General features: G+C 70.0%; 15 protein-coding genes. 12 read left to right on the top strand and 3 right to left on the bottom strand.

Annotated elements, in window-relative coordinates:
* The first annotated feature begins 4 nt into the window (after window positions 1-4).
* The 9 genes from CP967_RS11780 (at window position 5) to CP967_RS11740 (ending at window position 7,272) form a co-directional block, all read left to right on the top strand.
* Window positions 5-943, top strand: a complete 939-nt coding sequence (locus tag CP967_RS11780) for a type II secretion system F family protein (protein ID WP_150487941.1) — start codon at window positions 5-7, stop codon at window positions 941-943.
* A 25-nt stretch (window positions 944-968) separates the two neighbouring features.
* The gene (locus CP967_RS11775) at window positions 969-1,853 is read left to right on the top strand and encodes a DUF5936 domain-containing protein (protein WP_150491805.1); all 885 of its coding nucleotides are present in this window, start codon (window positions 969-971) and stop codon (window positions 1,851-1,853) included.
* A gap of 66 nt (window positions 1,854-1,919) precedes the next feature.
* Entirely contained in the window at window positions 1,920-3,260 is a 1,341-nt protein-coding gene (locus CP967_RS11770) for a sensor histidine kinase (RefSeq protein WP_150487940.1), read from the top strand.
* A 67-nt stretch (window positions 3,261-3,327) separates the two neighbouring features.
* Window positions 3,328-4,416 (top strand): response regulator transcription factor, encoded by a 1,089-nt coding sequence (locus CP967_RS11765; RefSeq protein WP_150487939.1) that lies wholly within the window; start codon window positions 3,328-3,330, stop codon window positions 4,414-4,416.
* A gap of 215 nt (window positions 4,417-4,631) precedes the next feature.
* A complete protein-coding gene (locus CP967_RS11760; protein WP_150487938.1) occupies window positions 4,632-4,871 on the top strand; it encodes a hypothetical protein in 240 nt (79 codons plus the stop codon).
* Window positions 4,868-5,458, top strand: coding sequence for a pilus assembly protein TadG-related protein (locus tag CP967_RS11755; protein WP_268253014.1), 591 nt, complete (start codon window positions 4,868-4,870; stop codon window positions 5,456-5,458). The genes CP967_RS11760 and CP967_RS11755 overlap by 4 nt, the downstream gene beginning before the upstream one ends.
* Before the next feature lie 285 nt (window positions 5,459-5,743).
* A complete protein-coding gene (locus CP967_RS35210; protein ID WP_341874670.1) occupies window positions 5,744-6,100 on the top strand; it encodes a hypothetical protein in 357 nt (118 codons plus the stop codon).
* 8 nt (window positions 6,101-6,108) lie between these two features.
* On the top strand, window positions 6,109-6,759 hold the full coding sequence (locus CP967_RS11745; protein ID WP_150487936.1) for an OmpA family protein: 651 nt from the start codon (window positions 6,109-6,111) through the stop codon (window positions 6,757-6,759).
* 159 nt (window positions 6,760-6,918) lie between these two features.
* Window positions 6,919-7,272, top strand: a complete 354-nt coding sequence (locus CP967_RS11740; protein WP_150487935.1) for a hypothetical protein — start codon at window positions 6,919-6,921, stop codon at window positions 7,270-7,272.
* Window positions 7,273-7,321: 49 nt separating this feature from the next.
* Here CP967_RS11740 and CP967_RS11735 read toward each other — a convergent pair whose 3' ends face one another.
* The 3 genes from CP967_RS11735 to CP967_RS11725 all read right to left on the bottom strand — a co-directional run bounded on the left by CP967_RS11735 (window position 7,322) and on the right by CP967_RS11725 (window position 11,236).
* Entirely contained in the window at window positions 7,322-8,242 is a 921-nt protein-coding gene (locus CP967_RS11735) for a transglutaminase-like domain-containing protein (RefSeq protein WP_150487934.1), read from the bottom strand.
* Between the two features lie 323 nt (window positions 8,243-8,565).
* Complete coding sequence (locus CP967_RS11730; protein WP_150491804.1) at window positions 8,566-9,126, bottom strand: hypothetical protein; 561 nt, start codon at window positions 9,124-9,126, stop codon at window positions 8,566-8,568.
* A gap of 115 nt (window positions 9,127-9,241) precedes the next feature.
* Window positions 9,242-11,236 carry a hypothetical protein gene (locus tag CP967_RS11725; protein WP_150487933.1) on the bottom strand — a complete coding sequence of 665 codons (1,995 nt, stop codon included), beginning with the start codon at window positions 11,234-11,236 and terminating at the stop codon, window positions 9,242-9,244.
* Window positions 11,237-11,577: 341 nt separating this feature from the next.
* Between CP967_RS11725 and CP967_RS11715 the strand changes: the two genes are divergently transcribed.
* The 3 genes from CP967_RS11715 (at window position 11,578) to CP967_RS11705 (ending at window position 14,202) form a co-directional block, all read left to right on the top strand.
* A complete protein-coding gene (locus CP967_RS11715; protein WP_150487932.1) occupies window positions 11,578-12,183 on the top strand; it encodes a hypothetical protein in 606 nt (201 codons plus the stop codon).
* A gap of 170 nt (window positions 12,184-12,353) precedes the next feature.
* Entirely contained in the window at window positions 12,354-13,862 is a 1,509-nt protein-coding gene (locus tag CP967_RS11710) for a Hint domain-containing protein (RefSeq protein WP_268253012.1), read from the top strand.
* A 76-nt stretch (window positions 13,863-13,938) separates the two neighbouring features.
* Window positions 13,939-14,202 (top strand): Imm32 family immunity protein, encoded by a 264-nt coding sequence (locus tag CP967_RS11705; RefSeq protein WP_150487931.1) that lies wholly within the window; start codon window positions 13,939-13,941, stop codon window positions 14,200-14,202.
* Window positions 14,203-14,221 lie beyond the last annotated feature (19 nt).

Here is a 14,221-nt window from a genome sequence, read left to right as displayed (position 1 = left end):
CGCCATGGACAACCTCCCCCTGATCACGATCGGCGTCACCCTGTTGTGCGGTGTGCTCGGTGTCATGGGCCTGCACACCTTCAGCGCCGGACGTGCCGAGCGCGACGCCCTGGTGGAACGCCTGTCCCACACGGGCCAGATCCCGGACACCGGACGCCACCGCCGCTTCCCGGGAGTCGACCGCAGGCTGCGCACCACCGCACTGGGCCGGAGGATCGAACTGAAACTCGCCGCGACCGGCCTCGACATCAGCCCCGGTGAGTTCTTCGTCTACGCCGTCGTGGCCGTCGCCGCCCTCTGGGCGATCGCCTCCTCGCTGCTCGCCGCGTTCTTCGGCCCGGTCGCCGCGGTCATCGCGGTCTGGGGCGCCAACACCTTCCTGAACTGGCAGCGCACCAAGCGCACCGAACGCTTCATCAACCAGCTCCCCGAACTCTCCCGCATCCTCGCCAACGCCACCCAGGCCGGACTCGCGCTGCGTACGGCCATCTCCATGGCGGCCGACGAACTGGAGGCGCCCGCCGGGGAGGAACTGAGCCGGGTCGCCCGTCGCCTGGCGGTCGGCGAGTCCCTCGACGACGCCCTGAGCGAGCTGACCGACCGGCTCCCCTCACGCGAACTCGTCGTCCTGGTCACCACCCTCGTCCTGTCCAACCGGGCCGGCGGCACGGTCGTCAGCTCCCTGCGCAACCTCACCGAGACCCTGGAGGAACGCAAGGAGACCCGGCGCGAGGTCAAGACCCAGCTCTCCCAGGTCACGGTGACCGCCTACGCCGTCCCCGTCTTCGGGCTCGGTTCCCTGCTGCTGCTCAACGCCGTCATGCCCGGCGCGCTCGACCGGATGACCGGCGCCTTCATCGGACAGGCCGCCGTCGTCGTCTCCATCGCCCTCTACGCCCTGGGGTTCTTCGTCATCCGCCGCCTGTCCCGCATCGACGTCTGAAGCCGAGGAGGTTACTGACATGAACATGAATCTGTTGCTCGCCCTCGTGGCCGGGCTGTCCGTGTACGGGGCCATCCTCGGCATCCGTATGTACCGGGCGGACGCCGAACTGCCCAGCGACCTCGCCGTCGCCCTGGAGGTCGGCGCCAGCCGCACCGGCGCCGTCGGGTCGGGTATCGACCGGATGGGCATGCGCTGGGCCCCGGCGGTACTCAGGATGATGGGCCCCAAGGCCGTCAACAAGAAGCGCCACCAGATCGACATGGCCGGAAACCCCGGCGGCCTCACCATCGACCGCTACGCCGCCCGCCGGGCGGTGTACGGCGTCCTGGGGCTCGCCGGCGCCTTCTCGATGCTGCTCCAGGGACAGCTCGTCCTCGCCCTGCTGATGATCCTCTTCGGCCTGTTCTGGGTCGAGGCCGGCATCTGGTCCGCGGTACGCGTGCGCCGGGAGCACATCGAGCGCACCCTCCCGGACTTCCTCGACGTACTGGCCGTGGTGGTCTCCGCGGGCCTCGGCTTCCGCCAGGCCCTGGAACGGGTGGCCGGCAAGTACGAGGGCCCCTGGGCCGACGAACTCCACATCACCCTCCGCCAGATGGACATGGGCGTCAGCCGCCGTCAGGCGTTCGAGGAGCTGCGCAGGCGCAACGACTCTGAGCAGGTCGCCATGTTCGTGACCGCGCTCCAGCAGGGCGAGGAACTCGGCGCCCCCATCGTCGACACCCTCATCGCCCTCGCCAACGACATGCGCCGCACCGACGCCCAGGCGGCCCGCCGCAAGGCGGCCAAGGCGGTCCCGAAGGCGACGTTCGCGGTGACCACCTTCCTGCTGCCGGGGACGCTGATCCTGCTGACCGTGGGGTTCGTCTACGGCGCGAACGTCGACCTCGGCTTTCTGGGCGGGTGATGAGACGGAGCAGAGCGGGAATGACGCGATGGGCTGCACCGGAAAGCGCAGGGAGGTGGGACGGACATGGCGAGCCAGTTCAGGCTTTTCACCATGCGGCTGAGGGAGGAACTGGGCACGGCGTCTGAGGCTCGGCCGCCACGCCCCGCTCTTGCCATCCAGGTCAACGCCCTGCAAGCCTTGTGCCGCCAGGTGTTCGGCTTCCGGCTGGCCATGGTCGCGTTGGCTACTCCCTTTGCCCTCGGTGGCACAGCACCGGGACTTGCCACCTGGCTCGTCGGCTCGGCAGTCCTGGTCACCTTCATGGGTTCCTACGTTCTCTTCCGAGACTGGGAACGCTTCGGGCCGGTCCTCCTGCGCCACCCCTGGGCCCTCGGCATCGACGCGCTCTTCGGCGCCCTCCTGCTGATCACCGCCACCCCGGACTCCACCCTCGCGTACGTCACGGTGTGCACCCCGCTCCTCGGCGGCCTGGTGGCCGGCTGGCGGGGGGCGGCCGCTCTCGCCGTCGTCCAGATCCTGATCGTCACCACGGTGTACGCGGCCGACGAAACCCTCCGGGCGTTCCCCGCCGGACTGCTGCTGCCCGGCTTCTGTGTGATCGCGGGGGCTGTCGGCGTCACCCTGCGCAACCTGCTGCTCAGATTCGGTGAGGCCAGTCAGGCACTCACCGAGACGCGGGCCCGGCTGGCCGTCGGCCAGGCCGTGGAGGACGAGCGCACCCGCCTGGCCCGGGAGATGCACGACTCCGTCGCCAAGACCCTGCACGGTCTCGCCCTGGCCGCCGACGGTCTCGCCCGCTCCTCGGACCGTATGGACCCGCTCACCGTGAAGCACCAGGCGGAACTGGTCGCTCGCTCCGCACGGCGGGCCGCCGCCGAATCCCGTGAACTCCTCTCCGACCTGCGCCGTGAATCCGGCCTGGACGGCGGAGTGGAGGTGCTGGCCGAACTCAAGGCCCGTACGGAGGACTTCACCCGGCGCCACGGCCTGCCCGCGGCCTTCCGGAGGCTCAGCGACATGCCCGTGCCCGCCGTCCCCCACGCCGTGGCCCGCCAACTGCTCACCATCGCCTCGGAGGCGATGGAGAACGCCCACCGGCACGCCAGGCCCACCTACCTCGTGGTCCTGGCCGGTATCAAGGGCGACGTCCTGCGGATCACGGTGTACGACGACGGACAGGGCCTGCCCAGAGGGACCACGCTCGACGGCCTGAAGCAGGCCGGGCACTTCGGTCTCGTCGGCATGGTCGAACGTGCCGCGTCCATCGGAGCCAGGATCCGCATCGGCAAGGGCAAGGCGGCCAAGGGGACCGAGGTCCGCCTGGAACTGCCGACAGCCGCACTCGCGACCGGACCGCCGCCCGGTCCGGCGGACCTCAGACCCTTCACCCCCCTGCTGAACTGAACCGCCCGGTCCACCGGCCGGCACTCTCCGTCCCCACTCCCCGACACCCTGGAAAGGAGGTCGCGACATGCCGGAAGACAGTTCCCGCTCGTCGGGTCAGCACTGGGCCACGCAGAACCACGCGTCCCAGCACACCTCGTCGCACGCCGGGCCGCCCAGCTCGGAGTACGGCACGTCCGGGCACCACGTCCCTCAGCGCTCCGCGGCATCCGAACAGCCACTTCCGCCCTTCCCGATGGGACCAGGAACCCCCGCCCAGCCCTTGAGGGTCGTCGTCGCCGACGACAACCCGGTGGTCCGCGCCGGACTCGGTGTCCTGCTGTCCGGCCGGGCCGACATCGAGGTGGTCGCCGAGGCGTCGGACGGCCGGCAGGCCTACGACGAAGCCGTACGCCACCGCCCCGACGTGGTCCTCCTGGACGTCCGCATGCCCGGCGTGGACGGCATCTCGGCCCTCCCTCACCTGGTGAGGGTTGCACCCGTGATGATGTTGACCTACAGCAGGGAGAGCGAGATCGTCCACGAGGCGCTCCGTCTCGGCGCGGGCGGTTACCTCGTCCACGGCGAGTTCACGGCGGACCAGCTCGTCCAGGCCGTACGCGACACCAGGGCGGGGCGCGCCCACTTCACCGCAACGGCCGCCGACGCACTCCTCGCCCATATGCGGCAAGGGACACCACAGCAGGGCCGGTCCCTCCCGGAAGGCCTGGGAACCGCCCTGGCCCCGGATGCCCCCCGCCCCGACACCGGCCGGGCCGCCCCGTCGCCCACCACGTCGCCGTACGGGCGCGGAGCCTGGAGCGCCGCCGGTGCGGGCGACCCGCGACCCGCTGAGAAAGGGCAGGGTCTTTCGCAACTGCAACCTGCTGTGGCACAGTCTTCGACTGGTGGGCCGGCGGAACGTCTTTCCAGGCCCAACGCGGCACACTTCGGGCTGAGTTCGAGGGAGGTGGAGGTCATGGACCTGATCGCGTCGGGGATGAGCAACCAGCAGATCGCCGCCACCTGCTTCATCAGCGAGAAGACCGTCAAGAACCACATCAACCGCATCTTCACCAAGCTGCACAGCGCCAGCAGGAGCGAGGCAATCGCCCGATGGCTCGGTACGGCACCGAGCGGAGGGCGCGGTGCCGGGGGGACGGGCAGCCATGGATGAGCGGGGGAGGGGGCGCGGGCGGGTAGGGCCGAGGACCCAACTCGGTCTTTGGGCCCGCGTTTGGGTCCATGGGCCCTCCGGCGGGCAGGGCCGTCCGGCGTACGTTTCCCGTGTCGAAAGCGGAACCGGCCAGGAGGAAGCCGGTTCCACGGAAGACGCCACAGGGACTTACGCGTCGGCCGCCCCACGGCCGGCCGATACCGGAGGGGAACACCATGTCGAACAACGTCATGCTGAAGGCCGCAGTGGACACCCAGCTCGCGGTGCGCGGCTGGAGGAACACGGTCGTCTCCCGGATGACCGGCCGCGAGCGTTCGAAGGGCCAGACGGCCTTCGAGTACCTGGGCATCATCCTGGTGGTCGTGGCGATCATCGGTGGCATCGTGGCCTCGGGCATCGGCGGAGCGATCCAGGGGAAGATCACCGAGCAGATCGACAACATCAAGGCCGGCTGATCCTGACTCACCGCGCCGACCGAGGGCAGGCCTTCCCCATCTACATCATGATGGTGGCGGGTCTGCTCTTCGTCGCGTTCGCCTTCTTCGCTGTCGGCCAGGCGTCCGCCACTCGCAACGGCGCTCAGGGAGCGGCGGACGCCGCTGCCCTCGCCGCCGCCCAGGACGCCCGGGACGAACTGGGGCCGCCGCTCTTCGCCGCCCTCCAGTCCCCGCAGACGTTCGACCAGTTCCTCCGTGACTACCGTTACGGCTACGACTCCTGCCCTCATGCGGCCCGCTTGGCCGCAGCCAACGGGTCGGATCTGCAGGGATGCGACTGGGAGTACGGATACCTCCGCGACCGGGTGACCGCGCAGGTCAGGACTCAGCAGCCGGTGGGCAGTTCCGTCATCCCAGGCACCGAACGCGAGTACGCGACCGCCGATGCGACGGCCGTGATCGAGTTCCGGTGCACCTGGAAGGCCAAGGAGCTGATCTTCACCTTCGACTGCGACACCCGGTCCGGGATCGTGATCGACCCCACGGACCCGCAGCCTTGGGCAGAGTTGAGCAAGGCTCTCTTTGCCGTACACCTGGTCGACTGACAAGCGAAACAAGGAATCGAGGAACGGGAATCTCATGAGCATTCGGCGGACCACGAAGGCCCGGCGCGGTGCATCAGCTGTCGCGATGACAGCTGTCCTGGCGCTCGCTGTGGCCGGCTGCGGTGGTGAAGGTGAGGGGGGGAACGGAAGTCGGACGCGAACGCGTCGACCGCTCCCCAGACATCCGGAAGCGACGACAAGCAGCAGGACACCGCGGCCGGCGAGGAAAGGGACCCGAACGCCAGGCTCGCGGTTCTCAAGGGCGCGGACTCCATGGAGTACACCGTGACGTCAGCAGTCCGCGATTCAGGGGGCTTCGTCACCATCACGGGCGACATGAAGAACACCGGCAGTGAGGCCTTCTACAAGGTACCCAGCTGGCGCGGCAATGAGAAAGAGATCATTGCCGGGTCGGGCGAGGCGGTGAGCGGCGGGACGCTCGTCGATTCCCAGGGCAAGAAGCGTTACTACGTGCTGCGCGACACCGATGGACGCTGCCTCTGTACCTCAGGACTCTCGAAGGTCGATGCGGGCAAGTCCGTCCCCGTCTTCATGCAGTTCCCGGCGCCCCCCGTCGGCACGACGGAGGTCGACTTCACCATCCCGACCTTCGACACCGTCAAGATCAAGATCTCCGAGTGAGCGACACCATGACGGATAGCCGACAGAAGCCGTACCTCTCGCGCTTCGCCATGAGTGCCGTCGCCACGGCCGTCCTGGTCACCGGTGCCCAGCTGGCCGTGATCTCCCCGGCCTTCGCCGACGACGGACCGAGTGTGCCCCCGGGCATGGAGGAGACCGCCGAGGCGCCGGTCAAGGTGGACCCGAACGATCCGGACCTCAAGATGCCCGAAGGCGGCACCCTGGCTCCGGAGAAGGTCCTCAACATCAAGTCCGTGGTCGAGGACCTCGGGGGTGAGGAACGCCGCGAGGAGAGCAACTCCAGCATCAAGTTCGCCCTCCAGGCCGAAGTCCTCTTCGGCAAGGACAGCGCCAAGCTGAGTGCCGCCGCCAACTCCCGCATCGCGGCCATCGCCGCAGAGATCGAGAAGCAGAACGCCACCAAGGTGCGCATCTTCGGCTTCACCGACGACCTCGGCTCCTCCGCCCATGGAGACGTGCTGTCCAAGCAGCGGGCCGAGGCGGTCAACTCGGTGCTGTCCAGGCAGCTCGACCCGTCGATCACCTTCGAGATCCGCGGTTACGGCGAGCAGTACCCCATCGCCGACAACAGCACGGAGGAGGGCCGGAAGAAGAACCGGCGCGTGGAGGTCTCCTTCCCGCGCGGTGAAGGTTCCTGACCCCGCCTGCCCGCCCGCGTCCCGCCCGCTTGCCGTGTGCACGGGAGCCGCAGGCTCTCATCGCTCGATGCGTCATCCGGGCGGGTTCTCCCACGGTGGTGGCACCCGAGCCACCGCTGTGGGAGACCGCCTGTCAGCGGTGGCTGCCACCATGGGGGCATGACCGATCCGTACCTGACCGCAGGCAACGTCTGGCAGCTGCGCCACGGCCCCCAGGAGATCGCCCGGTTGGCGGTCACCGGCACCGACATGCCCTGGGTCCGTGCCGAGGTCGAGACGCTCCCCGGTTTCGAGCGGTTCCGTCCGGTCTTCGCCGACCAGGAGCAGGCCCTCGAAGAGGAGGACTGGGACCGGGCCGACGCCTGCTACGACCAGATCCGTACCGCGCTCACCCTGACGTTTCCCGACGGCGGCCGGGTCGCCGAGTTCATGCTGCGCATCCACGGCGACGGCACCGCCGGCTGGCGCTGGCACCACGAGCCCTTCGTCCCCTTCGGTACGGCCGGACCGTGACGTATCGGGCGTCGCTGCTCCCGGCAGGGAGCGGTACGCGGCCGGGGGGTCACCGGAGGGTGACTTCGCGGGGGCCGTTGAACGGTGCCAGTGACAGCACCGTCTTCGGTGTCCGCAGCCTTCCCTCCTCGGCGAACAGTTTCCGCGCCGCATCGAAGGGAACGTCGCCGGATGTCACCCGCGCGGCCCGGTCGTACAGCTCGTAGGCCGTGTCCGCCAGCTTCCCGCCGTCGTCCGCTCCCGCCCCCCAGGTGTCCCACAGCAGTGTCTCCACCTTGTTCAGCGCCGCGAGGTCGACCCGGACGCAGTGCGCCACGAACCACTCCCCGAACATCGGGCCCTCCTCCGGTGGGTGAAGGCCGAAGGCCTCCGGAGCGGCGTCTCCCGCCCGGATGGCCTGCCACGCCCTGCCCGCGACCAGGAAGCGGTCCCGTGGTACGTCCATCGGGTCGAAGTCCGCTCTCCAGGCGTCGGCGACCACCGGGTCCGCCAGCTGCGGATCGGCGAGCAGCCAGCCACGTTCGCGGTCCCAGTACTCGGTGACCGCATGGTCGGCATGGAAACCGTCAGGGCCGAGGTAGTCGGCGAACCCGTACCTCAGGCGTGCGGGCACCCCTATGTGGCGGAGGAACGAGCAGTACAGCAACGCGAAGTCGCGGCACACACCCACGAAACGGTCACCGGCCCCGCGCCGCTGTGTGAGGGGGGAGCCGTTCCGTTCGATGACGATCCGCACGATGTCATCGAGGTAGCGCGTCTCGGCGTCGTTGTGCAGGCGCTCCTGCGGGACGGTGTGCCGGAACAGTCCGCCTTCCAGTCGGTGTATCAACAAGTCCCGTGCGATACGTATGAGTTGACGTGGATCATCGGGAAGCCCGCTGTACAGCCGGCTCAGGTCGCCGGGGTCGGAGAAGGTGCTCTGGACGGTGTAGAAGGCGGCGGTGTCCCGCGCGAGGCGCGCGCATGGCATGACTGCCCCCCGGAAGGAATCGGCCTCATGTTCGATTGCTGGGCCGGTGCGCCTCACCGTGCCAAAATCTGCCCGCCCTTGTCCAGAAGCCAGAAGCCAGAAGCCAGAAGCCGGAATCCAGAAGCCGAAAGGCAGAAGGCTGAAGACAGAAGGCATATGTCCAGGCGGCCCGTGTATCAGACCCCGGGCTCCGGCCCGCCCCCGTGCGGTCAGGGCCGGTGGCACAGGGCGGACGGGATGACGTTCCACCTGTTCCGGCGGAAGGGAAGGGGGCCGAGGGCGCGGCCGGAAGAGCGTGGAGGCACCGGGCCGCGCGCCGGGTGCTATCCGACGGTGATGGATCCGACGAAGGCGTCGAGGTCCGAGGGGCTCAGCGAGCCCTTCACCGCGTCGATGCGGATCGCGAAGGGCACGCCCCCGGAGTCCACACCGGCCACCACCACCCCCGACATCCGGGTGCCCTTCACGGGGGTCCGGTCCTTGCCCGAGGAGGTGAACTCGTAGTCGATCCGGCGGGCTTCGCGGGCGCTGCCCTCGCCGGCGAGCCGTACGTCCCGGGTGTCCGTGCGCGTCGTGCCCAGTCCGATCCCGGCACCCGCCGCCGCGGCCGCCTCCCGGGCGTCGTCGACCCCTGTGGCGAAGTCGAGCTGGACCGAGACCATGCCGGTGCGCAGGCCGTCCTCCTCCTTGAGGGCCACCGCCGCGTTGGCCTCGGCCCGCTCGGCGGCCGGCTGCGGGACGTACCCCTCGTCCTCCGGGTAGCCGGCGGACACGCTCCCCGCGTCCAGCGTTCCCCAGCCGTCCGGGATCTCCGCCCCGCCCGTACCACCACCGCCGCCACCGCAGCCGGTCAGCAGCGTCAGCCCGAGTACGGCCGCCACCACCGCGCCGCCGCCACGGACGGCACCGGCCGCCCCGCCCCGCTCCGCCGCCCCGTCCCGCTTCCTGGATGCCGTCAACGCCCTCACCTCGTCGCCCTCGTCCCTTCGTCCACCGCGTTCACCGTGCGCAGTAGCTGTACGGCAGATACGTCCGTCTGTCGCCCTGCGGCGCCCCGAGGAACCGGGCGTCCGTCAGGGTCTCCTCCTTGTGCGAGCCGGAGACGGAGAACCCGAGGCTCATCCCGAGCGAGATCTCGAAGCCGAAGTTCTGGGCGTCGGTCACACCGTCGTACCGCATGGTGCTGGACAGTCCGTCGTCGAACATCAACTGCTCGAAGGGGTCGTCGCCCGTGGGCCGCTCCTGGAGGGAACGGTCGCCGAACAGGTAGGCGAACGGGGCGGTGTTGTCGCCGGAGCCGTCCAGCCACTGCTCGGCGACGGCGCGCATGGCCTCGGTCTCCGGGTCGGTCTCCTTGCCGAAGACGATCGAATCGGTCTGGATCTCGATGCCGCTGTCACCGGACGAGTCGGTCACGTTGCCCTTGCCGCCGCGCTTGTCGTCGCCCTTCTCACCGTTGTCGCCGCCGATCTCGATCTTCCCCGACGCCGACCCCGATTCGACCGTCTGCGTCATGTTGATCTGGACCAGCTTGCCGGTCCTCTGGTCACGGGTGACGGTGATGGTCCCGGTGCGGTGGTGCTTCCCGCTCACGCTGCCGCTGACCGGGCCCGCGTTGCCGCCCGCCTTGCCCTCCAGCTCCAGCTTGGCGGTGTACGTGTACGACTCGTTGCCGTTCACGCCGTCGTGGGTGATCGTCACCTCCGGCGAGAACGTGGCCCTGCCGCCCAGCTTCGCGCCCAGCTCGGAGTCGTCGCCGTCCTTGACGGACAGGCCGCCGTCCGCGTAGACGTTCAGGCCGATCGTCGAGTAGGAGATCTTCTTGTCACCGATCTTCTTCTCGATCTCGTCCTGCTTCTCGCCCCACTTCATCCCCGCGTACCAGTTGCCGCCGTAACCGCCGCTGTGGGTCATCGAGGTCTCCCACATCTTCATCTCCTCGATGTCGTCCCTCAGCCGCTCCGCCTCGGCCTCACTCCCGAAGACCCAGGTGTCCCCGTTGGTGATCTTGATGCCGCCGCCGACGTCGATGTCGGCCTTGCCCAGCTTCCCCAGTTTGACGCCGGGGGTGCTCGCGGTCGCACCCGCCGAAGCGGCGTCGGTGAACGTCATGTAGACCAGCTTGTCGTTCTCGTCGACCTCGCCGTCCCCGTTCACATCGGTTGCGGCCTGCGCGACCTTCTGCTGGAAGCCGTACTCCTCGCCCCACTCGAACCAGCCGATCTTCACCTTGCCGCCCGCCGTGTCGGTGAGGCTCGACACCTGGCACATCGCGGGTTCGTAGTCCGCGTCCGTCTTCGGCGCCGCCGAGTCCCCGCCGCCCGTGGCGCAGGAGCCCCCGCCCCCCGTCAGCGCGGACACGGCACAGCGGATGCGCTCCCCGATCCGCCCGCCGACCCCCGCCATCGCCAGCGCCCCGACCAGCGCCACCACCAGCAGGACGACCCCGAGGTACTCCGCCGCCGTGGCACCGCCGTCCCGCCAGTCGTACGAACGCGAGTACGGCGCCGAGGCCCCGCCGTCCTCCCGGTCCTCCAGCAACCGGTCCAGGCCCAGGCCCACCGCCGTGCCCGTGGCCATCGCGACCACCGGCATCAGGACACCCTCGGTGCCCACCACGTCCCAGGTGACCGCGTAACCGAGGACGAGCCCCGCCACCGGCACCGTCACCGTGCCCAGCGCGAACAGCACCCGCGTACCGCGCTGTTCGCCGGGCAGCACCCTCGCCGAGGCCAGCACCGTCAGCACGGTCACCAGGACGGCGGGCAGATGCAGCAGGGCCAGCCGCCAGCCGAACGTGCCGAGGCGCTCCCCGTCCGCCAGCGTGTCCACGAGCGCCCGCGAGAACAGCAGACCGGTCACGGCATAGACCAGCGCGCCCGCCGCCCAGCAGCGGGTCAGTGGGAAGAACCAGCCCCCCGAGCCCCCGCCGGACCCGGACCCGGGGCGTATGTGGCCCGCGCCGCCACCTCCCCAGCCACCGCCACCGCTCACGGCCCGACCTCCTGTCACCGCCCGCCTGCTGTGCCCCGACGGGGGGAGCGTACGGCCGGTACGCGCCCCTGGCCTGGGCCCCCGGCCCCAAACCCGGGCCCGAACCCGGACCCGAAGCCGGCCCGGGAGGGGACACCACGGCCCCGTCCCGGCCCGCCGGAGGGGCCCGGGGAACGTTCCGGCCGGGGCCGCCGGTGGGTCCGTGGGCCCACGCGCCGGAACCGGGTGGCTGCCTACGCTCGCCGGTGAGCCGGTGAGCCGGTCAGGCCGACCGAGCCGGTCAGGCCGGCCGAGCCGGCCGCGGAGTGAAGTGTCCACGCTGTGAAGGAGTGAGGCGTCCCATGGTTTCCGGCTTCTTCCACTCGTACCACCTGGGCTGGGCCCGCACGGACGCCCGCACCCTGCTCGGCGACCTCGAAGCGGCGGGGCTGCGGATCGCCCAGCCGGACACCGGCCGGATCCTCCTCGACAGCCACGACCCCGCGTCGCCCGCCGGGACGGCGTCCACACGGTCCCGGGTGACCCGCGACCAGTTCCTGTCCCTCGCCGGCCTCGAACGGGTCCCCGCCGTCGGCGTCCGGCTCTGGGTGCGTCACGACCTCGACGTCCTCATGCGGATCCGGCGGGCCGGGGACCGGGCCGTCGCCGTCGAGTTCGGCCTCGGCGGACTGCCCGTACCGGAACGCGAACGGGCGGTCCGGGCCATCCGGCTCACCGTCGGCCGGGCGTCCGTACTCTGCATCGGGTTCGTCCTGGACCGTACGGGCGTCAGCGCCGGCAGTGACTGGGACGGACTCGTCGTCGACGGTACGGCCCTCCTCGACGGCTGGCCCGACGTCCTCGCCGTCCGCGAGGGCATCGCCGCCGCCCACCCCCAGCTCGCCGCCCTCGAATCCGTCGCCCAGTCCCCGTGGCGCGTCTTCGGCAGCGCCGCCCTCAGCGTCTGAAGGAACGGCGGCCGCGCACAGGAAGGCTGACGCCGGGTTGGGTCCGGAGGCCCAAGACGCGGCGGACGCCCCGCTCTAACTTCGGTGGTATGTCATCGCTGGGGGATATGCGTCGTCGGGTGTCTCGTCGGGTGCGCCGTTGGTCGCGGACGGCTGTGCCGCGGACGGGTGTGCGCCTTGTGGGGCTGCGGCGGGCCGGCGGGGGCCAGCGTGGCCAGGGGGCGATCGAGTACGTCGGCCTGGTCATGGTGGTCGTGGCGATCGTGGGCGCGCTGGTGGCGACCGGGATCGGCGCGGAGCTGACGGAGAAGATCAGCGCTCAGGTGTGCCGGATCGCGGGTGGTGGTGACTGCGGCACGGGGGGTGGCGGCCCTGAGGCGCGAGGCGGGGACCAGGGGCTGCCGGGGGAGGGTTCGCCTGCTTCCGACGGCGGTGACGGCGAGGGGGACGGTTCCAAGTCGCAGACGGAGCTGGACTACGACGCAGCGTTGAAGGAGTTGCAGGACGCTCAGCGGGCGGAGCGGGAGAGCTCGGACAAGGCGGTCGAGGCGGCGAAGGAGCTCGCGAAGATCCTCGCGGACGAGTTGGGGATCACGGACGCGCTGGACTGCATCACCAAGGGGGACATGGGCGCGTGCACGGAGACGTTGATCAACGTCCTGCTGAGCCTGGTGGGCGGCGCGGTCGGGAAGCTGGCGGCGAAGTACGGGGCGCCGTGGAAGTGGAAGAAGGCCGTCGAGCTGATCAAGAAGCTGAAGAAGCACGGCGGTGATCTGTACGACGGGCTGACGGACCTGATCAAGAACCGTAAGAAGGTCAGGGACGCGCAGAAGAAGCTGGACGACGCGAAGGGCAAGCTGGACCGGGAGAAGAAGGACCCGCCGAAGAAGGACGAGGACAAGCCGGACGACACACCGACGAAGTGTCCGACGAACCACAGTTTCCCGCCCGGGACGCGGGTCCTGCTGGCGGACGGGCGGCGGGTCGGGATCGAGGAGGTCACGGCGGGCTCGGTGGTGTGGGCGACGGATCCGGTCACGGGCCGGACCGAGGCGCGCCGGGTCGAGCGGCTGATCACGACCCATGAGGACAAGGACTTCACCCGGCTGGTGTTCCGTACGCCGACGGGGCCCGCGGTGGTCACGGCGACCGATACGCACCCGTTCTGGTCCACCGACCGCGAGGCATGGATCGATGCCGGTGACGTCCGTCCCGGAGCGGGACTGCGTACCGACGAGGGCACCGCACTGACCGTGGCCTCCGTCTCCCGCCACACCCTGCGGCAGACCACCCACGACCTCACCGTCAACGGCATCCACACCTACTATGTGCTCGCCGGAACCACACCGGTACTCGTCCACAACCAGACCCCCTGTGACCCCTGGACCTCGGAGAAGAAGTACGACGAAGACGGTCACCCGGTCGACGGGACCCGGATCCCGACGGACGATGCCCTCGACGCGGCGGAGAAGTGGCTCGGCCCCGGTTACTACGAGCCCGTGCCGGGCAGCGGGCGATTCGTCTCGAAGGACGGCACGCGTGTTGCCAGGATGGGCGAGTCGGACATCACCGGACAGCACGGTGGCGGTCCGCACATGAACTTCGAGCGTCTGGCCCCCAACCCCAGGAAGCCCGGCAAGTCGATGGTCGTCGAGAACCGGCACATCTACCTCGAATAGAACACGCACCCGGGGCCGTCGAGCCGACGGGCGCGACGGCCCCGCCGTGACCCCCTCATGAGGAGCTGCATCAGCAATGGACCACACGATCGATGTCCCGGAACACCGGCCTGACGCCGGGCTGCGCTTCGCCTGGGACGACGGTTTCGAGATCGAGGTCTCGGCCGGACCGGCGGAGGTCGTCATCAGGGCGAACCGCGCCGGACTGACTTCGCTGGCACGCCACCTGCTGACCCTCGCCCAGGAGGGCGTACATCCGGGCTCGCACCTCCATCTGACGGCCCAGCAGGAAATCGAGTCGGATCACGACCTCGTCCTCGAACTGATGAAGGAGGACTGAGCCTCCGCGCCGGCAGGCT

Origin of the sequence: Streptomyces nitrosporeus, assembly GCF_008704555.1 — a bacterium.
GTDB lineage: Bacteria > Actinomycetota > Actinomycetes > Streptomycetales > Streptomycetaceae > Streptomyces > Streptomyces nitrosporeus.
Note: the sequence above shows the minus strand (reverse complement) of the source record. Positions and strands in the feature narration are given on the sequence as shown.

Bases quoted from the DNA above. Each gene is read 5' to 3' on its own strand.
- CP967_RS11770 (WP_150487940.1), top strand. From the start codon at position 1,920: ATGGCGAGCCAGTTCAGGCTTTTCACCATGCGGCTGAGGGAGGAACTG.
- CP967_RS11765 (WP_150487939.1), top strand. From the start codon at position 3,328: ATGCCGGAAGACAGTTCCCGCTCGTCGGGTCAGCACTGGGCCACGCAG.
- CP967_RS11780 (WP_150487941.1), top strand. From the start codon at position 5: ATGGACAACCTCCCCCTGATCACGATCGGCGTCACCCTGTTGTGCGGT.
- CP967_RS11715 (WP_150487932.1), top strand. From the start codon at position 11,578: ATGGTTTCCGGCTTCTTCCACTCGTACCACCTGGGCTGGGCCCGCACG.
- CP967_RS11705 (WP_150487931.1), top strand. From the start codon at position 13,939: ATGGACCACACGATCGATGTCCCGGAACACCGGCCTGACGCCGGGCTG.
- CP967_RS11745 (WP_150487936.1), top strand. From the start codon at position 6,109: ATGACGGATAGCCGACAGAAGCCGTACCTCTCGCGCTTCGCCATGAGT.
- CP967_RS11760 (WP_150487938.1), top strand. From the start codon at position 4,632: ATGTCGAACAACGTCATGCTGAAGGCCGCAGTGGACACCCAGCTCGCG.
- CP967_RS11735 (WP_150487934.1), bottom strand. From the start codon at position 8,242: ATGCCATGCGCGCGCCTCGCGCGGGACACCGCCGCCTTCTACACCGTC.
- CP967_RS11740 (WP_150487935.1), top strand. From the start codon at position 6,919: ATGACCGATCCGTACCTGACCGCAGGCAACGTCTGGCAGCTGCGCCAC.
- CP967_RS11775 (WP_150491805.1), top strand. From the start codon at position 969: ATGAATCTGTTGCTCGCCCTCGTGGCCGGGCTGTCCGTGTACGGGGCC.